This window comes from Arachidicoccus sp. BS20, from assembly GCF_001659705.1.
Lineage (GTDB): Bacteria > Bacteroidota > Bacteroidia > Chitinophagales > Chitinophagaceae > Arachidicoccus.
This window is the reverse complement of sequence record NZ_CP015971.1, coordinates 527,823-547,886: the sequence shown is the minus strand read 5'-3', so window position 1 is coordinate 547,886 and position 20,064 is coordinate 527,823. Positions and strand designations below refer to the sequence as shown.

Genomic DNA, 20,064 nt, shown 5'->3' with positions numbered 1-20,064 from the left:
CAAATTCCTCTCTTAAAATTGGAGTATAAACCGGCTCAAATATTTTGTTAATTTGTAATTTGTTCTGATAAGAAAATTGAACTGCGCTGTATTTTTATCGTCGAATAAGATGTTCATTTTATAAAATTATTTTTTGAATCAAAAAAACCAAAAGCAATGAAATTAAAAAGTGTTTTTTTAGTCGTACTCATTAGTGCGGCAACTGCGATTGGAAGTGTGTGGGGTTTCGCAAAGTTTGAAGAATCAAAATACGCTGGCGTGCAGGAACCCGATAAATTACCCCTGAATTATGCAAGTTTTTATGGAAAGCAAAATGCGGCGGACAATTCAATAGATTTTACGTCGGCTGCAGCATCGGCAACGCCTGCGGTAGTACACATTAAAGTTCAAACAAAAGAAAGAACTGTTAGTAATCCCAATTCCGGCGGCGATGACGATGACCCGCTTAGCCAGTTGTTTGGCAACCCCTTCGGACAATTTTTTAACGGACCAAGGTCATATCGTATTCCAAGTCAGCGTGCCAGTGGCAGCGGTGTTGTCATTAGTGAAGATGGATATATTGTTACCAATAACCATGTAGTAAAAGATGCAGATAAAATTACCGTAACAACAAGCGACAGAAAAACATATACTGCAAAAGTAATCGGCACAGACCCGAATAGCGATTTAGCTGTTATCAAAATAGACGCAAAAAGCCTTCCTTATCTTGTTTACGGCAATAGCGACAACGTAAAACTCGGGCAATGGGTTTTGGCTATCGGTTATCCCTTCACATTGGACGTTACCGTAACGGCAGGTATTGTAAGTGCCAAAGCAAGAGATATTGGCATAATAGGAAGCAACAGTGATAATAACAGCGGCGCGTCATCCGCTGTCGAATCATATATTCAAACGGATGCTGCCGTAAACCCCGGCAATAGTGGCGGTGCGTTGATTAATACGAACGGAGAGTTGATTGGGATTAACAGCGCAATAGCTTCGCCTACCGGTTCGTACAGCGGGTACTCTTTTGCCATTCCGGTAAATATTGTGAAAAAAGTAGCGGCAGATTTGATAAAATATGGCGCAGTGCAACGTGGATATATTGGTGCGGGTTTTATCGATTTGACCAATAGTGCTTTTGACAGACAAAGAAAATTCTACAAGATACCCGACAGCTATACCAAAGGTTTGTACATAACCGACGTTGCTAAAAACGGAGCCGGTGCGGAAGCCGGTTTGAAGAAGGGCGATATTATTACCAAAATAAATGGCATCCGCGTAGATAATTCGGGCGAATTGTCTTCCGTAATGGGCGATAAAAAACCCGGCGATAAGATATCGCTTACCTATTTACGAGGCGATAAAGAAAACACCGTAACGCTCACTTTGAAAAACAGTCTGGGCAACCTGTCTGCTATGTCTGCAATGGATATGGTTAATAACTCTCTGGGCGCAACGCTCACAACACTGTCCTCACAGGAAATGCAGCATTACGGCGTGAGCGGTGTAAAGGTAACCAACATTAAAGACGGCGCATTTAAAGCAGCCGGCGTAAAAGAAGGATTCATCATTACAGATGCCAACGATACGCGGGTAAAAACTGCTGACCAATTTTCAAAAATCATTCAAAGTTCAAATGGCAACGTTGCCATTCACGGTATTTACCCCAATGATGAATATACATACGGCTACCGTTTGAATTTGAATAATGATGAAAACAATTCGCCGGATGACGACGATGACGGAAACTAATTATTTTCTTTCTCATGTACAATTTGGAAAAGGTTTGCAAGTTTTAGCAAGCCTTTTCTTTTGCCGTTTATCCTCAAATACTACAATTCATCTTCCCGAATTGTGTGTTAATCGAAAATTGTTTTAGAGAAAAAAGAAGTTGGTTATATTTGAATATATAAATCAAAATTATGGCTATACTTGAATTGCAACATCTGAAAAAATATTATGACACACATAAAGCGGTGGACGATATCAGCTTTAAAATTGAAGAAGGGAACATTTTTGGTTTGCTCGGTCCCAACGGCGCAGGCAAAACCACTTTGCTGCGTATGGTTACAGGAATTTTCTTTCCCGATGAAGGCGAAGTGATGCTTGACGGGAAAAAATTTGATGCACTCAACGACATTCAGAAAATAGGCTATATGCCCGAAGAACGAGGCTTGTACAAGAAAATGAAAATTGGCGAACATGCGCTGTACCTCGCACAGTTAAAGGGTTTAAGCCGGAACGATGCTATGCAGAAAATCAAATACTGGTTTGAACGCTTGGATATGCAAAGCTGGTGGAACAAAAAAGTTGAAGACCTGAGCAAAGGTATGGGGCAAAAATTACAATTTGTTGCTACCGTTTTGCATGAACCTAAATTAATCATTCTTGACGAGCCGTTCAGTGGTCTTGACCCTGTAAATGCCAATTTAATTAAAGACGAAATTTACAATCTTGCCCAAAATGGAAGCACTATAATTTTCTCGACGCACCGTATGGAGCAAGTGGAAGAAATTTGCGATAATATTGTTCTAATCAATCTTGGCAAAAAAATATTGGACGGCAGCGTAAACGAAATAAAACAAAACTACAAGCAACATTTATACAATCTTCAAATCGATGGAAACATTGATGACGCGGGCGTTACAGATATTTTTGATATTCAGCATAAGGACAAAAACGGAATTGTTTTAAAAATAAAAGACGGCTGCAAGAGCAACGATGTACTGAAATATTTTATTGACAAAAATATTCAGGTAGAGCACTTCAGCGAAATATTGCCATCGCTCAACGACATTTTTATCCGGCTTGTACACGGCACAAATGCCGTTACACGCAGCTTTCAAAACAATTAAATACTTGCTTATATGAACAAAATCGCTTTAATCATCCAAAGAGAATTTCTAAGTCGTGTACAAAAACGCACATTTCTTTTGGTAACCATTGGCTTACCTATTTTAATCAGCTGCGTTTATGCAGCCATTATTTATTTCAGTGTACACAGCAGTTCGCAAACGAAAATTATGGTTGTTGATAATGCCAACTTCTTTCACGACAGTCTTCCTTCAAGCGACGATAATATTTCTTTTGTCTTTGTAAAAAAACAAACCGTTGATTCAGTGAAGTCAAATGCTGCAAACGGCGAAAGTGCAGGTTTCATCAATATTCCGGCAGATGCGAATTTGTTGAAAGACAACATTGAAATAATGATGGAAAAGAAAATAGGCATTATAGACAGAGAGAAAATCAAGAGCGATATTCAAGACAGGTTGCAACAACTGAAATTGCAATCACTTATTTCGGATACAACGGCATTTGCGCAAGCAAAGCGAAATACAAAGATTTCATTTGTCAATACAAATGATAAAAACGATTCAGATTTAAAAACAGGCATCAGCACGGCGGTCGGCTTTATCTGCGGCTTTTTGATTTACATGATTTTGTTACTGTATGGAATGTCCGTAATGCGCGGTGTAATGGAAGAGAAAACCAACCGCATTGCGGAAATTATGATAAGCAGCGTGAAACCTTTTCAACTGATGATGGGAAAAATTATAGGCATTGGTGCGGTGGGGTTGTTACAATTTATTATATGGATTGTTTTAGGCATCGGGCTGAGATTAATTCTAATTCCGTTGTTATTTCCAAGCATGGGACACGCCGCCGCTGCAGTGCATACAAACGGCTCCGATATACAAAACGTTTTGCAAGGATTAAGCTCGATTAATTTCAGCTTAATTATTCCTGTTTTTCTGATATATTTTATTGGCGGCTATTTGGTGTACGCTTCATTGTTCGCCGCAATCGGCTGTACGGTAAGTGACGGACAGCAAGACGCGCAAGGTTTGACATTGCCGGTAACGTTGCCTATTATTTTTGGTTTTGTAATAATGACACAAGCAATTAATAATCCTACAAGCGGCTTATCGGTTTTTGGCAGTTTATTTCCTTTGACTTCGCCTGTGGTAATGATGGCACGTGTAGCGCAAGGCGTTCCGGAAGCAGTTTCTTATTTTCAGTTAATCTTGAGTATTGTTATTCTATTCGCCACTTTTTTATTTACGACATGGTTTGCCGGAAAAATTTACCGTACCGGAATTTTAATGTACGGCAAAAAGCCAACGTGGAAAGAACTGGTAAAATGGGCGTTTCGGAAAGTTTAAGTGATAAAATACACAGGTTACTTTTACTGCATTTCAAAAAATTTGCTTGGAAGGTTTGTAATCTGAATGTGAAAAATATATCAGTTTGAAATAAATAGAAGAAGTACTATTTTTGCGTCCCTAAAACGGGATGTAGCGCAGCCCGGTAGCGCGCTTCGTTCGGGACGAAGAGGCCGCTGGTTCGAATCCAGTCATCCCGACCTGACTGGACAAGCAATCAAAATTTTTGCTTGTCCAGTTTTTATTTCCATCTAATTCATTGTTTATTAAATAAATACATTCTGCAATTTCGTTTAATCTGAGTGTTCGAACTTTTGCTCCGGTGTAGCTGAATTTCCCGGGAAAAATATCGCCTATCAGCTCTCTGAATTCTATTAATTCATCTTCTTCAATATCCGGCTCCTTAACGCCGAACGAGCCAAGGTTGTTTAGCATTAACAGCCTCGAAATTCCTTCGTTTAATAAACCCTCAACGTCTAATATTTCATTATTCACTGTCGTCAATTTGGCTTCCATTTTTTCTATTATTGCCGTGTACTCCGATTTCATGTCCCGAAAATCTATGCTGTCAATATCTCCTTTTGCCAATAAATCTCTCGCCCTTGATAACCTCGCATAATAGTCCCTGATGCCCGACATCAACTGTTTTCTTTCGTTTTGCAAGGTTTCCGTCTTTTCATGGTATTGTTCAAGGATAACATCCGTATAAAGCCTTAAACATTCTTTTCTCGGAATGTAATTTTTCAATTCTTCATCAAAGGCTTTATTTACCACTTTTGCATTTATCCGGTAATGGCAACCGTTGTAGCAATGGTAATAACCGTAATAATTTTGCCTTCCTTTAGACCTGCTTGCAGTCAATACTTTTCCGCATTCGGGGCAAACAAAGAATCCCTTTAAAGGAAACTCAGCAGAGGTTTCCGGCTTTGTGCGATGAATACGCTCCCTGCCGTCCAAAACGTCCTGCACCAGATAAAACAACGCTTCGGAAATTATCGGCTCGTGCTGCCCTTTGACAAACCTGCTTTCTTCATCTTTATATTTGGGAATAAAAATCTTTCCGCAGTAAAGCGGGTTGCGGATAGCAAACCAGAAATTATTTTTTGTGCACGGCAATCCCTTTTGTTTTGCCATTTTATAAATGGATTCGGTATGAAAAACCCCTTTCGCGATTTCTTCAAACGCCCATTTTAAAATGGATGCGGCCGGCTCTTCCAACCGAATGTATTTAGTCCCGTCCTCTCTGGTCTTATTGATATACCCTACCGGTGCCAAGCCCATATAACGACCTTCTTTTTTTGCTCGACGCATACCGTGAAAAACATTTAATGCTCTTCGATCATTTTCCACTTCCGGCGCTGCTAAATAAAATGCGAGCATCATTTTATTTTCGGGAATAGAAAGGTCAAGCGGTTGCTCAATGGCCTGCGGTTCTACACCTACCTTGCGCAGCATATTAATCATTTGATATGCATCCCCGGCATTGCGGCTAAATCTGTCCCACTTGGTAAACAGAACAAGGTCAATCTTGTTTTTATACTTTTTGAGGTTGAGTAATAACTTTTTCCATTCCGGTCGGTTAAACGTTTTAGCCGAATGGTCTTCAAATATCACGTTTCTTATTATTATAGAATTAAGAGCGCAATATTTTCTCAGCACTTCTTCCTGATTTCTCTGGGAATAACCTTTCTCGGCTTGTTCATCGGTACTGACCCTAATGTATAAATCCGCTATTTTTGACATTTTCGTAAATATTTTGAGATGGCTATATTGGCTAATTTACGCATAATTTCCAAAATTTTTTCGGCTTGTTCCAATGTTACGTCCAGACCATCCGCCTTCAATACTTCTAACGCTTTTTCAGGGGTAATCTTTTTCTTCTCCTCATTTTCCATCCTCACAACTACCTTTAATAAAACAAGCCCATTATGGGCCTGTTGTAAATAAACAATTGATTTTTATTATTCCTTTTGAAATGCGATGCTCACCATTTAATAACAACCGGTATCATAATACTGCACGTTCATTTCTCCGATTATTTTTCCCGAAACGATTTTTTTCAGGCATTCATCAAAAAACTCCAACCGCTTTAATCTTTGATTGTATTTGGCAAAATAAGTAACCGGTAAAAGAAACGGTTTTGTTCCCTCTATCTTCTTACCCAGCATATAACAACCGCGCCTTGTATGGTAATAAAAACGGTACAGTTCCAAATACCTGTCAAAAGAAGCATCGTGTATCCTTGCCTGCAATTTCAATTCCTCCCTGCTGTCCGCCATATCGACCTCGCTGCAGCGTTTCATAAAATAGTCCAATACCGAACAGTAATCTTTACTGCCGAATACAACCGTATTCCGATTACCCGATAACAAAACCCGCCACAGCGGAATATCCGCCAACGGATTGACAACCCTGTACCAAACAACCGGGAAATACCTGTCCGCCGGAACGCAAGGCTGATGCTCCATATAAAGCGGAAAAGAAAGGGGCGGGTATTTTTTGCAAAGCATCGCCTTTGCTATTTCCGTTGGTATTCTTCGCTTGCCTTTTACAGGGTACGACTGTAATCTGTTCAGCAAATCCGTAATAACACAGATTTTATACACTCCGTTACTTTTTTTGTTCTCCGTTTCACAAAACTTTGCCGCCTGTATATACGAGTGGAAACATTTTATTTCTTCCGTACGGATACGTGCCATATTTTTAAACGCACACCATCTCGCACCGGCGCGCCGGTCTTTTTTTAACTGAACGATGACCGCCTGCTTATTTTTATTAACTGACATTTCCTACATTTTAAAACTTCACTAATCTTTTACGCTTTTACTAAAATTTCAATTCTTCCCACCCGCTTATGATTGTAAAACGGCACATACTTGATATACCCGAAACGCTGCAAGTCCGACAGATAGCGATAATAAGCCGCCTTGCCGCCGATATGGGCGATACCGCGGAGTATCCTGCCTGTTACCTGGACGGAATAACCTTTTGACTGTTCCTCATTCAATTTCAATATCGCCGCCATCAACGAAATATGTGCAGGGCCGACCCGAAGGTCTTCCTGCACTTTGTTCAATAAAGCGAAAGATGCCGTCTCCATCTCAACTGATTTTTTGTTTATGCTTTTGCTTATGTTCGTCGGTTATATCCTGCTTTTGTTCTTGTCTTTGCTTTTCAGATTGAAGTAAACGCTCACCCGAATCTTTGGAGATAAGATTTGTTTCTACCAGTTGCTGTACAGGGATCAACTTTTTGTTTTCGTCATAGACATTCAGCGAACTCATTTTAATATTCGGGGAAATAAATAACTTTTCTTCCGTTCCATCTTTTTGTACAAATGTTGCCGACTGCAAATTGCCCCTGTGCAGGGATTCTATTAAGGATATAGTGTATTTAGTGTTACTCAATTCTTTAATCGGATATTCCTTTAAAGTCTTTTCCAGGCTGAATCCGTATTTATCCGTAAAGAAATTAGTTTCATAATTGCCGTTTGCCAGTTTGCTTTTCATATCCAGCTTGACCCATGCCTCAAAAGGACGGCCTTCTTTGCTTACGAGCTGTTTATGTACCGGCCTACCCGATAAAAGGTTATATCCTTCTTTCAACGTATAACGGTTCTGCCGGTAAGCCAGGCTGCCGCCTTCGATATGTATCTTCCGCGTATCGCCGATGTTAAATCACTAATGATATAATTTAGTATTTCTATGTAACTCTTTTGTAATTCGATTTCATGAGCCGTGCTGCCACTTATTCGCTCATAAGTCATTTTCTGGGTAAACTCCGCAATTAGCTGTTCAATCATTTTATTGTTAGGATTAAAAGATATATTAATAATTTTAATGACAAGGTGTTCAAATATTTAGCTTAGGGTATTTACAAAGCTACTGATATTGTAGAATTTCTTTATTGTTTCACCTTAGTCTGAAAGCAAATAATCACTACTTTTCTGTGGTTGCGAAGAAGAAATTACGGATGCAAATTAAAATTATGGGAATTTAATACAAAAAGAGAAGTATTGATAAATTCAGAATACATAATTGACATCTCTAAACAAAAAAGGTACAAAGATTAAATGCGAAAACAATTCATAATTGTCGTATTTTTGTAATTAAAAATTGTCGTATTTTTGCAAAGTTTAATACTGATGACAATGGGCAATTTCAAATCATTGGAAGATAAGATTAAGGCAAGAATAAAAAGGATGAAATCGAATGTATTTATCCGTGAAGATTTTGCAGATTTGGGCGGTTATGACCAAGTAGGCAGAGTTTTGCTTAAACTTACCCGACAGGGAAATTTGGCAAAATTGGGCTATGGTATCTATGCTAAAGCTAAGACCTCGCAACTCACAGGCGAACTTGTTCCCGTTGCGCCCCTTCCTGCTTTGGCAAAAGAAGCATTGCAAAAGTTAGGCGTAAAGACACTGCCGACCAATGCAGAAAAAGACTATCAGGAAGGACGTTCAACTCAAATTCCCACGGGCAGACTGATTGGCATAGAAAAATCAAGGCTTAGCCGTAAAATTGGTTATAAGGAAGCCACAATTTATTATGAACGAGTTTAAAGATAAAGACCTGTTGGAAGAAGTAGCCGCGATAAAAAATATCAACGCTGCTTTTGTTGAGAAAGATTGGTATGCGGTGCAGGTATTGAAGAAAGTCCATGAATTTTCTTATCCCGGTTTTGACATTATATTTTCGGGCGGCACAGCTTTATCTAAAGCACATAACATCATCCAAAGATTTTCTGAGGACGTTGATTTCAGAATACAAACCCATTTGCTCGAAGAACAAAGCAAAAATCAACAGAGGAAAATATTGTCCGATTTTAAGAATGCAGTTATCACTCATTTAAAAACAGAATTTAATATTGACGATGACAAAATCGCTGCAAAGGACAGTAATCATTTCTTTTCTGTTGAACTGGATTATCCGACTTTATTTTCGCAATCAATCGCTTTACGTCCTCATCTGTTGATTGAATTTAGATTGAGTAATTTATTTTTAGAAGCACAAGTATTTTCTGTTTCTTCTTTTGTAAATGAATTGTCCCACAAATCGCCGGAAGTGTTGAACATAGCTTGCACTAATTCAATAGAAATAGCCACTGATAAATTCAGCGCTTTGCTATGGCGTATTCCGCAAAGAGAAGAAGATATTAAGAACAATGTTGAGAATCCCGATGATAGAAATATCGTAAGACATTTGCACGACTTATATTTTCTGAACAATACAGTTATCAATTATCCTGATTTTAAAACGTTGTTGACATATACTATTCAGGCAGATGATAATCGAGCCAAAAGTATAGCAGGGCTTGAAATGAAAGAAAAGTTCAACATTGTGCTGAATATTCTAAAAAACGATAAAAAATATCCTGACGAGTATGACCGTTTTGTAAAAGGTATGTCTTACGCCATCGGCTCTTTGCCTGAATATGACAACACAGTAGCGACATTTGAACTTCTATGCAAGTATATTTCGGAATAACAGTCTTGCAAGAAAATGTGAATGAATAAAATTGGTTAGCAAAATGAATAAAGAAATATTTTCAAAGCGAAACGGATTACGTTCTTTTAAAGAGAAAGAAATAACTATCAGAGAGGATGCTCCTGAAGGATTACGAGGATTTATCAGCATGGCTTTCTATGATTTGAATAAACAACCATCTGACTTACGAGCTATAACAACGAGGGTTTTGAAAATTCCACCAGATACAAATAATTGGTCGCAATACCCCAATATTTATAATGAAGTAAAAGAACATTTGGATAGCTGTGATTGGTATTCAGTCTATGATATAATCGAAGCAATAATTCAAAAACTTGATAGTCATGAAAAAGAAGAATTTACTAATGAAATAAACGAGTATTTTATTATCAATGGAATAGGTTGGAAAATTGTAGATGAGCAAATAGAAACTCGTGGTGATGAAGTATTTGAAACTGCAATCACAAATGTTGTGTCTGTTCTCGAAACAGCAAAACTCCAAACCGCTAAAACTGAAATTAAAGAAGCACTTAATGATTTATCAAGACGACCAACACCTGATATAACTGGAGCGATACAACATTCACTTGCTTGTTTAGAATGTGTAACAAGAGAAATAATCGGTGATAAAAAATCTACTATTGGGGATTTAATGAAAAAATATCCCGGTGCAATACCAACGCCACTTGACCAAGCGGTTACGAAAATTTGGGGGTTTGCTTCCGAACAAGGCAGGCATTTAAGAGAAGGTCAAGAGCCTGAATATTTGGAAGCAGAATTAATAGTTGAGGTAACATCAGCTATTGCGGTTTATTTAGGTAAAAAGCTTAATGTTGAGAATCTGCAAACTGATAATATTGATTTACCGTTTTGATAAAACGTAAGATAAAAATATTAAATTATGAGCTTTGAGAATTTGCAAAAGCAAATCGCTGATACCGAAGAATACACAAAGTTTTCAGTCGAGTTTGATTACTTCATTGATTTTTTTAATGATTTCTCGGAGCTTGTTTCCTATAATGGTCGTATTATTTCTTTGATTGTCGATAGCAATGTTTACACATTAGATACAACTTTACTTGACAGCTCTGTACAAACCTTACGTAGTATAAAACTTTGCTGTTCTATTGGGAGTTTCGCTGATGCAAATACTCTGATGAGGAAATTGCGTGATGAACTTATATTGTATGTTTACATGCTTAATATAATCAACCTAAGGAAGCCTTTTATTGAAGATGATTTAAAGAAAGATTTTAATGTTAAAAATGCTGCTGATTTTTTAGAGTTATTTTCAAATCTCAGATTTAATAATGTCATATCAGAAGATGAGCAGGCTGTTTCTGCATGGCTTAATAATACAGTAAACGAATTGCCAAGACCAATAAAAAAGAAACTGGAATTTGAAAACTATATGAAGGTTCTCAAGCAAAATAAAGATATAGACAAAATTCTTACTGATTATAAGTTGCAGGAATATTGGGAAACATTGAGGAAAAGATTAAACAATTATGTCCACAGTAACGGTACTCGTTTTTCAATTCAAAACGTTGTATCAGCAGACAACAAATATTTAGAAACCCATTTGAAAAATATTACTATTCGAGCTTCATATACATTATCGTTTTTCTTTGTAGTGTTGCTAATGACAGAATCGTCTTTAATAAGCTCTACCGATTACCTTGATTATTTGGATTGCAATATGGAACCGCCGGAAGGAAGTCAATATTTTATCGCCACATTTATACAAGATTTTATAGACACAAAAATTGCTAAACTTCATCCAGAATTGAAACAATTCTTAAAAGACAATAATAATCATGGGATGAAGATTGACTGAAAATAAGGGCGAATATTTTTGACCAATGACATAATTATAATTGTAGGTTGTTAATCCTACAAAGTTTTTCGTTTAAGGATAAATTTTAAGTTATATGAATCAACATCATCGGATTGAAGTAAATGAATTTATCGCTTTAGAAATTAATGAACTTAATCATGCTTTCCGACAAGGTTCTATACTGGCAAATAAAGAATTTGCTCCTTTTACAATTAATGATTATAAATATGTAAAAGAATCACAAGATTATTTCGGTGTTTTTGCTGTACCTTATTTTCTTACATACTCAATTTATCGGGATATTGAAAATAGAATTAATCATTCTTATTTAAAGGAAGTATGGTTTTGGATTAAAGATGCAGAAGATAATAGACCCAAAGATTTTCTGCCAATTCAAACAAAATTGTTACGTGATACTTTAAATTCTTATATGGCTTTATTAAAGAGCGGCAACCATTTACAAGCACTTATCTTATTTAGGAGTTATATTGAATATTCATCACAATTATATGCATCGCTTCTCGATTATGATTTTTTTCTAAAATATACTGGCAGTGGGATAGTGGAAGAAGAATACCAGAGGCTTTGGTTTAGTACCTTAAAGCCATCCAAAGTGTTGGCAAAAATAAAGTCTATGCATACTGAAATCAATTCATTATTGAAAGATAAAAAAATAGATTATGGTATGAACGCATTATATCGACGTATATTTAATCCCTTTGATTCAAAATTACGCGGTTATTTGTATAGTGAACTTTCGAGGTTAGCACATGGTTCACATTCTGCTGTAACAACACATGATGAAGTCAAATTATATGCTTTGGTCTGGTTATGTACTTCTTATTTAGTAGAATCTCATGTTGTAATTGACGAAATAGTATCAGTATATTTTAAATATAGCCCAACAGAGTTATTTAGTAAATGGATTACTGTTGAAGTGTACCTTAAAAGCAAAGAGCCTAAAACTTTATTATTTCTTGCAGAAAACTGAATATGATTGAAATTAATCTGAACTGTAATAATTGCATTCGAGTAGTCAATGGAAAGTCTTGATAATATATTTAATCATGGTTCGAACTTTTAAAAAGCCGTGATACGATAACAGATAAGTCTTGATTGAAAATTAAGGTTGCCAATATTTTAGAGAAATAAAATATTTAGTTCAACAATATGCGTAAATCATTTGTATTGGTCTTTATATCTGTATTTCCGCTTTGATTTAACAGCAAAAGACATTTCACGTCGTCCCGATAACCTCTTTAAATCATGCACAAAATTGTTCGTAAAAACACCAGAGAGGACGACTTGACGGGACAAGTAATCAAAATTTTTACTTGTCCCATTTTTATTTTTGCTGAAATCCTTATCCAGCGTGTATATCAGGCGAATGGCTTCATTGAGCCTGCCGGTTCGATCGCCGGATTCCGAAAAACTGAATTTTTCCGGAAAGATCGAACCAATGACCCGCCTTTTTTTATCCATATCGCCCATTTCATATATTACCTCCAGTTTTAACAGGTTTCTTATCCCCTTATCCAGCAAACCACTGATATTTTTTTCATTTTCGTTAATAGCGGACAATTTTGCTGCTAAACGAGCAATTTTATCTTTTAGGTCATCGCTCATTTTTCGATAATCTTCGGGCGCTATTTGTTTGCCGGAAAGTAGTTCCATTGTGTAAGACAAGCGTTGTTCCAATTCTTTAATTTCCCTCTGTATTTTTCTGTTCTCATTTGGACGGTCTGCTGTTTTGCCGTGCCACGATTCGACAATAGTGTGTTTATGGACAGGCACTAATTCAGGCTCGGGAAGATATTTTTTGATTTCCTTTACAAACCAGTCATTCATTTTCTCCGCTCTCAGACGGCAATGACCGCCGTTCACCGCACAAGATCTGGGGCAGTGGTAATATGGATAATACCGGCTTCGTCCCTTTGACATACTGCCCGTAAGTACCTTGCCGCAGTCAGATACCGGACAAGTCAGGAAACCCCGTAACGGGAAAGACGGATTAGTTACGGTTTTAGGCCTGTATTGCCGTTTTCTGCCGTCCAAAACTAAAACAAACTCTCTGATATAATGGGCTCGTGCTTGCCCTTGACAAAGCAACTTTCTTCATTTTTATATCCGGGAACAAAGATTTTACCGCAATGCTCAACTTGCAAAATAACAGTGGCAGTCTTACAAAAAAAATAATTTAGTTAAAGAGAAAAACTTTATTAATTTTGATTAACATTTCATTAAATTTTCAAAGTGTATGTCTGAAAGGATATATCAAAGTGACGAAATTTTATTCCAATTAATCAAGAATGATGATAAAGTTGCATTCACTGAAATCTATAACAGGTTTTGGGATAAGTTGTGTGTTGTTGCATGCAATAAATTGAAGGATTGTTTTATTGCAGAAGATATTGTCCAAGAATTATTTATAGAGATATGGAACAGACGCCATACGATTGTTATCAATAAAACTGTGAATTCTTTTCTTGCTGCTGCTCTTAAATACAAAATCATCAAAGCCCGTGTCCGAATTAAGGATGCATTAGACAAAAAAGTTCAGATAACTTCTGATAATTCCTCAATCGATGATTTTACGGCACACGAAATGATAACCTTTTCTGAACTGCAATTCAAGCTGGAGAAATTGGTAAAAAAACTCCCGGAGAAATGTCGTTTAATATATAAAATGTATAAAGAGGAAGATTATTCTTCAAAAGACATCTCCGAAATGCTGAACCTCTCTCAAAGAACTGTTGAGTCTCATTTATATAGGGCTGTTAAAACTTTGAAAGAACAATTGCTCAATGCAATAGAATCTTACTTAGAGCCTTTACACAATATTCTTTCCCGATATTTTTTTTCAAACAAGAATATATTGCCGTAATTGTGTTTTTGAATTTCGGACTAAAAGTTCATATCGTTTTAATTTTATCTGCGGTGCAACACTATATGTCATCAACATTTAATGTTTCTATTTTATAATTTATCAGTTGCCATAATCTGTCTTATATATCGTGTTTCTTCATTTACACATAGTTTATATATCTATTTTGTATAGATTTTTATATGATAATAAAAAATATATTATATTTTATGCAGTAAGAAAGGTAAAAAATGGAACTATATTAATAAGCGGGATAATTTATGAAAGAAAAGAATCGGAAATTACTTTACGATATTGAAAAAAAATGGCTTGACGGAACTATCTCCGATGAAGAAGCGGAATTGTATTCACGATGGTATAATTGGGTGCAGAATAATGAAGTAAAAATACCGGAAAATCTTGCGACGAATAAAGCTGAACATAAGAGAAAATTGTTTGATAAAATAATCGATAAGCTTGATGCAGAAGGCAACCAGTTTAGGCTGTATTATCGCCGGTTAAACGGGCGGTATTTACGCAAAAAGTTAGTCAGATTAAGTGCTGCGGCTGTATTTACCATAGGTATTATTGTTTCCGGAATATGGTTTTATACAAAAGACAATGGCAAGAATAACAATAAAATGGTTACGGATGTTACGCCCGGAAGAAGCGGATTAATTTTAACGCTAAATAACGGCAAACAAATTTTATTAGACTCGGTAAAGGACGGACTGATTTCTGAACAAAATGGTGTCAAGGTATATAAAAAAGACAACAGGCTTGTATATGAAGGAAAAGCAGCCGGAGACATCATAAATACTGCTACGACAGATACCGGTCGTCAGTACCAGATAGAGCTTCCCGACCATAGCACCGTGTGGTTAAATGCAGTTTCTGAATTAAAATATCCGGTTTCTTTTGCAGCAAACGAGAGAAAGGTAACCTTAAAAGGCGAAGCTTATTTTGAAATAAATCATTTGAAAAAAGATATCCCTTTTATAGTTGAAACCGAAGGTAAAAGCATCAAAGTTTTAGGTACACACTTCGATGTAAATGCATATGGCGACAAGGGAAACATTATCGCAACATTGCTACAGGGAAAAATCGCAATGCAATCGGGCAGTAATTTGCAAACCATTCTTCCGAACGAAGCAGTGGTAAGTCCAATAGGCAGCGCCGAAATAAGTGTAAAGCAGGTCAAGGCTTCAGATGCAATCTTATGGATGAAGCGTGAATTTAATTTTGAAAATCTTTCGCTTGAAGATATAATGCTTCAAATACAACGTTGGTATAACATTCAGGTGGTATATGATAAAGGAGTGGATAAGCAAATGCAGTTTAATGGATTTGTGCCAATGAACCAGAACCTGTCTGAAGTATTAAAAGTATTGGAGTTAAGCGGCATCCATTTTAGTTTGAAAAATAAAATATTAACTGTAATGAAATAATCATTTTATCAATGGATTGATATTGTATCTATAATTATTAATTAAGTAATTCAACTATTCCCTCTATGATTCTATGTTTTGTAAATCGCCAAAAGCGATATAGGGATTTTTTTTGCCCCAATCGCACTACACTTCTGCATTCTCTTGTGAGAAGAGCTGCTATGCTTGCATTATGCTTCATCATAATTGCTTTTACTAATTACGCAAAAGCTCAAAATGTTACAATCAGGGCTAAAAACCAGAAAGTGTTAACAATTTTAAACGATATCAAAGAGCAAACCGGTTATGGTTATTTTTACAACAGGTCTATTGGGCTGGACTATGTTTCAACATCTATGAGCGTTACGGATATGCCCATTGAAGCAGCTTTGAAACAATTGTTCAGCGACTTGCCTTACCATTGTGCAATTACCAACCGAACTATCGTAATAACTTCTAAAGCCGTCGCAAAAAACAATGATGTATCATCCCCAGCCCGCAATGAAAATATAGCGACTGTACAATCAGATAATATATTAAAAGGCAATGTAGTAAGTGAAGCCGGTACACCTATTGACCACCTTGTGATTATGGAAGCACAAACACATGCTTATACCTACACTAACAAGAACGGCTCATTTTCACTGCCTGTACAACAGGAGGGCTCTATTATTTGTTATGGAGACGGCTTCGTACCTCAAAAAATCAAATACTCAGGCGTGTCAAGTCAATTTTTTATCAAAATGGCATATGAAGCACAGAATCTTGATAGTGTAACGGTCGAGTCTGTTTCTGAAAAAAAAGACCCGACTAAGTTTGTAAACCTGGACAACCGCAGATATATGAATCTGGGACAGGTTTTACAAGGAACAATACCGGGTTTAACCTTGCAGATTTCTAATTCCAGCTCCAAACAAGTAACAGGAATCGAAGTACATCAGCATTATGACCCCGGAACGACAATAAATGTAGATAATTATATAACAATGTCATTGGATGATTTTTATGCAGCAAAAGGAAAACAGCAGGGGCAAGCCATTGTCAATGCGCTCTTAAAAGATCCGAATGCCTACACTTCAGTTGGCGGGGTGGTACTATATAAATTGATAACAACCACCGTATTTGGTAATACACTGATCCCTCAATTGCGCGGCGCCAATAGTTTCTCAAGCAGCACTACAAGTATGCTTATCGTAATTGATGGTTTCCCACAAGATAATTTCCCGGCAGATTATCCGATGGCAGATGTTGAATCGGTTGAAGTAATAAGGGACCCTAAAGAATTAGTCAAATGGGGGGCAAGTGCAGCAGGGGGAATTATTTATATTAAAACAAAATCGGCGCAAGGCGGTACTCCTAAGTTTAATTATACAACAAGTTTTTATTACCAACCTGCACCAAAGTTTAGCGAAAAAAAATTAATGCTGAGTAATACATCTGATTACTTAGATTATGTGAAGAATTTCTTTGACAGTACCGGCGGCAAAACCAGATATAATCCTAAGTCATACAATCTGTCGCCAGCTTTGAGATTGTTGGTCGACCATGCAAACAGTACGATTACCGACGATCAATTTAACAATTCATGGGATTCTCTCAAAGCAATTGATAATGAAAGCCAAATGGGGCTTTTGCAGCAAAATGCTTTCTTGCAAAATCATATACTCAGTGTAACAGGTGGAAATCTGAATTATAAATTTATTGCAATTGGCAGTTATTCATCAAGCCCTTCAAACGCTTTGAAAAGTAGCAGTAAAACTGTTGGATTAAAACTGAATAATCAGTTCAATCTGTTAAACAATAACCTAAAGATTAACTGGCTTATAAATTACAGCGACGCAAAGAGCAGGACCGGGTATTCTTTTGATCCAAACAATACTTTGGAGCCGTATCAACTTTTAGTTGACGCTAATGGAAATTATGTATATGATAATAGCGATTTGAACCAGAGTGCCAATGACCTTATTCAATCTTACGGGTATAAGAATTATGGTATAAATATTTTACAAGATGCGCGTGTTAATAAAAATACGAGTGATTTAAAGCAGTTACAGTCCAATTTCAGAATGAATTGGGACTTGCCGGCTGGGTTTAAATGGGCTGCCTCTGTAATATATACTGGCAAAAAAACTACGACGGATTTGTTTTATGATAAACAGTCAAGTTATGTAAGAAGAAAAGTGGATAATTACGCTGAGTTGGAAAACGGGTCACTAGTGTATTATTTGCCTTACGGCAATATATTCAATGAAACTGTTCAAAAAAGTTCCGATTTAAATGTTAGGTCTGCTTTATCCTGGAGTAAAACTTTCGGATTGAATAAAATCAACTTGTCGTTTGGCGGGGGGGGAGCAAGTGTAATTGCCAGAAAGCCATCGGCATCTACTATTTACGGTTATAATACGAAAACAAAAACAGGCATCCCTGTCTTCCTGCCATCGCCGGATCCTACTGTTTCTATTGAAAATTATAACCAGCTTTTCCCCGGTTATTCGGCAGTTGTTACGCCGTATTCATTGTTGACGGCACAATATGGCGACAGTACTGCAAGCAGAAGCCTTAACTGGAATGCTGCTGTAGGATACAATTATGGCGACAGGTTCTCAATAACAGGTTCAATCAACAATTCCTTAAATCCGGTATATGGACAGGAAAACACCTATTCGGTATTGTCAAACTACAATATGGAGGCAAGCGGACTGCTTATCCAAAATGACACACATGGACGATTCTTTCACAGCCTTTCTGCTTCCGCCGGATTTGAAGGTATGAAGATGCCGGATTTGCTTGTAGGTTACAGTAGTCAGCGCTACTTGCAATCGTCCGATTGGGGAAACTATACTATTTGGGTAAACGGTCTTAATCCTACACAACAAAAGGGACAAAAAACACTCAATGTTTATCAAAAACTTTCGACCAATTTGCTGGATAGTAGTTTTATATTTGATTTAGCATACAATACACTAAAAACAGATGGCACTACCGGAACGCTATCCGGCAATTTGGCAAATTCCGGAACGGATACAAGTTATACTCAACGCTATGTAAGTGCTGAATTGCAGATAAATTTAAGGAAAGGAAATTTGAATTTAGATGCTAAATACTCCAAATCTCCCGAAGGACAAAAACAGTTCAACGGTGCATTTACTTACAACATCGCCAATGAAAGTTATTTCCATAACAAAAGTATAAGTACATTGCTTGTTAATGGTCTATGGGAAGACATTAGTCCTTATCAGGCATTAGGATTGATGATGGGCACCAATGTTGCCTCCGGCGGAAGTTACAGCAATGCCCTCAATAATACTTTTAATGAATTGCCGCCAAGTAACTTAAATAAAGAGTTGCACTTTGCATTAGGCTTCAGGCAAGATGATTATTTGTTGGACTTAAGGTATTATCATCACAGGACTTCTAATCTTAATAACAATACATCATCATATAGTGACCCTGCCACAGGTTTATCTTCGCAGGTAACTTATAGTACGATTATCAATAAAGGAATTGAGTTCTTATTGAAAACTACGGTAATAAAGAATAAGTCGTTCAATTATATTATTACCTTAAACGGGGCGTATAATCAGAACATCGCTTCATTAGTTCCATATACAGCTTTCTCCGCCACCAGCAATTATCCGACTACATACCGTAGTGGATACGGTACAAGTAATATCTGGAGTTTCAAGTGGGCAGGTCTTAATGATGAGGGCGAACCTCAAGTGTACGATGCAAAAGGAAATAAAACTTCAACGCTTGATAGCGCCACGCTTTCAAATGCAATGGTCTATAGTGGTGTAACATCTGCACCATGGACAGGTGGTTTTATACAAGAATTTAATTACAAGCAATTCTTTGCCCGGATTTCTTTGGTCTTTAATTGGGATTATGTCATGAGAATGTACCTGCCTGCGATGGATCAAATAAATGACAGAAGTGTATGGACAAAAGACAGGTGGCAAAAACCCGGTGATGAAAATCATACAGATATTGCAAAAATAATAAATAGCGGAGGTGGCACTTACAGGTCATTTGTAATTCAAAACTCCAGCAATAGTATTCTCTCGGCAGATAATATACGGTTGCAGGAAGTAATGATAGGGTGGATGCCTAAGGCAGTATTTTTGAAGAGGCACTTTGGCATCAATTCATTTCAGATTACACTATCTGCAGAAAATCCTGCAATATGGACAAAGAATAAATATCATATAGACCCATCAACAATAGGCGGAAACGGAAAAATAGGTTTACCGATTGCTCGCCAGTATGTATGTAACATTAATATAGGCTTTTAAATAAAATGAAA

16 protein-coding genes, 1 tRNA gene and 1 pseudogene are annotated in these 20,064 nt (G+C 37.0%); 12 read left to right on the top strand and 6 right to left on the bottom strand.

The genetic code is table 11. The features are described 5' to 3' along the window. Positions 1-156: 156 nt before the first annotated feature. The 4 genes from A9P82_RS02545 to A9P82_RS02530 all read left to right on the top strand — a co-directional run bounded on the left by A9P82_RS02545 (position 157) and on the right by A9P82_RS02530 (position 4,345). A complete protein-coding gene (locus A9P82_RS02545; RefSeq protein WP_066203905.1) occupies positions 157-1,734 on the top strand; it encodes a trypsin-like peptidase domain-containing protein in 1,578 nt (525 codons plus the stop codon). Between the two features lie 170 nt (positions 1,735-1,904). After that, on the top strand, positions 1,905-2,837 hold the full coding sequence (locus A9P82_RS02540; protein ID WP_066203902.1) for an ABC transporter ATP-binding protein: 933 nt from the start codon (positions 1,905-1,907) through the stop codon (positions 2,835-2,837). A gap of 12 nt (positions 2,838-2,849) precedes the next feature. After that, positions 2,850-4,145 (top strand): ABC transporter permease, encoded by a 1,296-nt coding sequence (locus A9P82_RS02535; protein WP_066203899.1) that lies wholly within the window; start codon positions 2,850-2,852, stop codon positions 4,143-4,145. Between the two features lie 126 nt (positions 4,146-4,271). Beyond that, positions 4,272-4,345, top strand: a tRNA-Pro gene (locus A9P82_RS02530). Positions 4,346-4,901: 556 nt separating this feature from the next. Here A9P82_RS02530 and A9P82_RS15830 read toward each other — a convergent pair. From A9P82_RS15830 to A9P82_RS02505, 5 genes and pseudogenes are all read right to left on the bottom strand, one after another. After that, positions 4,902-5,888: pseudogene (locus A9P82_RS15830) on the bottom strand (recombinase family protein); the annotation flags it as partial. 248 nt (positions 5,889-6,136) lie between these two features. Further along, positions 6,137-6,931: a hypothetical protein gene (locus A9P82_RS02520; protein WP_066203894.1), complete on the bottom strand. Its 795-nt coding sequence runs from the start codon at positions 6,929-6,931 to the stop codon at positions 6,137-6,139. 29 nt (positions 6,932-6,960) lie between these two features. After that, positions 6,961-7,245, bottom strand: a complete 285-nt coding sequence (locus tag A9P82_RS02515) for a hypothetical protein (protein ID WP_066203891.1) — start codon at positions 7,243-7,245, stop codon at positions 6,961-6,963. Position 7,246: 1 nt separating this feature from the next. Then, the gene (locus A9P82_RS02510) at positions 7,247-7,750 is read right to left on the bottom strand and encodes a hypothetical protein (protein ID WP_066203888.1); all 504 of its coding nucleotides are present in this window, start codon (positions 7,748-7,750) and stop codon (positions 7,247-7,249) included. Further along, positions 7,747-7,947 carry a hypothetical protein gene (locus A9P82_RS02505; RefSeq protein WP_066203886.1) on the bottom strand — a complete coding sequence of 67 codons (201 nt, stop codon included), beginning with the start codon at positions 7,945-7,947 and terminating at the stop codon, positions 7,747-7,749. Before A9P82_RS02505 ends, A9P82_RS02510 begins: the two co-directional genes overlap by 4 nt. A gap of 324 nt (positions 7,948-8,271) precedes the next feature. On the opposite strand from A9P82_RS02505, the gene A9P82_RS02500 reads away from it, so the two are divergent. From A9P82_RS02500 to A9P82_RS02480, 5 genes are all read left to right on the top strand, one after another. Then, positions 8,272-8,709, top strand: a complete 438-nt coding sequence (locus A9P82_RS02500; RefSeq protein ID WP_197492222.1) for a DUF6088 family protein — start codon at positions 8,272-8,274, stop codon at positions 8,707-8,709. Next, positions 8,696-9,634 carry a nucleotidyl transferase AbiEii/AbiGii toxin family protein gene (locus tag A9P82_RS02495; RefSeq protein ID WP_066203878.1) on the top strand — a complete coding sequence of 313 codons (939 nt, stop codon included), beginning with the start codon at positions 8,696-8,698 and terminating at the stop codon, positions 9,632-9,634. The genes A9P82_RS02500 and A9P82_RS02495 overlap by 14 nt, the downstream gene beginning before the upstream one ends. A gap of 43 nt (positions 9,635-9,677) precedes the next feature. Next, positions 9,678-10,508: an AbiJ-NTD4 domain-containing protein gene (locus tag A9P82_RS02490; protein ID WP_066203875.1), complete on the top strand. Its 831-nt coding sequence runs from the start codon at positions 9,678-9,680 to the stop codon at positions 10,506-10,508. Between the two features lie 27 nt (positions 10,509-10,535). Beyond that, positions 10,536-11,471 (top strand): DUF5677 domain-containing protein, encoded by a 936-nt coding sequence (locus A9P82_RS02485; RefSeq protein ID WP_066203873.1) that lies wholly within the window; start codon positions 10,536-10,538, stop codon positions 11,469-11,471. Positions 11,472-11,565: 94 nt separating this feature from the next. Next, positions 11,566-12,462 (top strand): hypothetical protein, encoded by an 897-nt coding sequence (locus A9P82_RS02480; RefSeq protein ID WP_066203870.1) that lies wholly within the window; start codon positions 11,566-11,568, stop codon positions 12,460-12,462. Between the two features lie 188 nt (positions 12,463-12,650). Here the strand turns inward: A9P82_RS02480 and A9P82_RS02475 are convergent, their stop codons facing one another. Next, positions 12,651-13,580 (bottom strand): zinc ribbon domain-containing protein, encoded by a 930-nt coding sequence (locus A9P82_RS02475; RefSeq protein ID WP_156522585.1) that lies wholly within the window; start codon positions 13,578-13,580, stop codon positions 12,651-12,653. A 148-nt stretch (positions 13,581-13,728) separates the two neighbouring features. Between A9P82_RS02475 and A9P82_RS02470 the strand changes: the two genes are divergently transcribed. The 3 genes from A9P82_RS02470 (at position 13,729) to A9P82_RS02460 (ending at position 20,053) form a co-directional block, all read left to right on the top strand. Further along, positions 13,729-14,355 carry an RNA polymerase sigma factor gene (locus A9P82_RS02470; RefSeq protein ID WP_066203865.1) on the top strand — a complete coding sequence of 209 codons (627 nt, stop codon included), beginning with the start codon at positions 13,729-13,731 and terminating at the stop codon, positions 14,353-14,355. Positions 14,356-14,615: 260 nt separating this feature from the next. Beyond that, positions 14,616-15,782, top strand: a complete 1,167-nt coding sequence (locus tag A9P82_RS02465; protein WP_066203863.1) for a FecR family protein — start codon at positions 14,616-14,618, stop codon at positions 15,780-15,782. 245 nt (positions 15,783-16,027) lie between these two features. Continuing rightward, positions 16,028-20,053 (top strand): TonB-dependent receptor plug domain-containing protein, encoded by a 4,026-nt coding sequence (locus A9P82_RS02460; RefSeq protein ID WP_197492220.1) that lies wholly within the window; start codon positions 16,028-16,030, stop codon positions 20,051-20,053. The last annotated feature ends 11 nt before the right edge of the window (positions 20,054-20,064 follow it).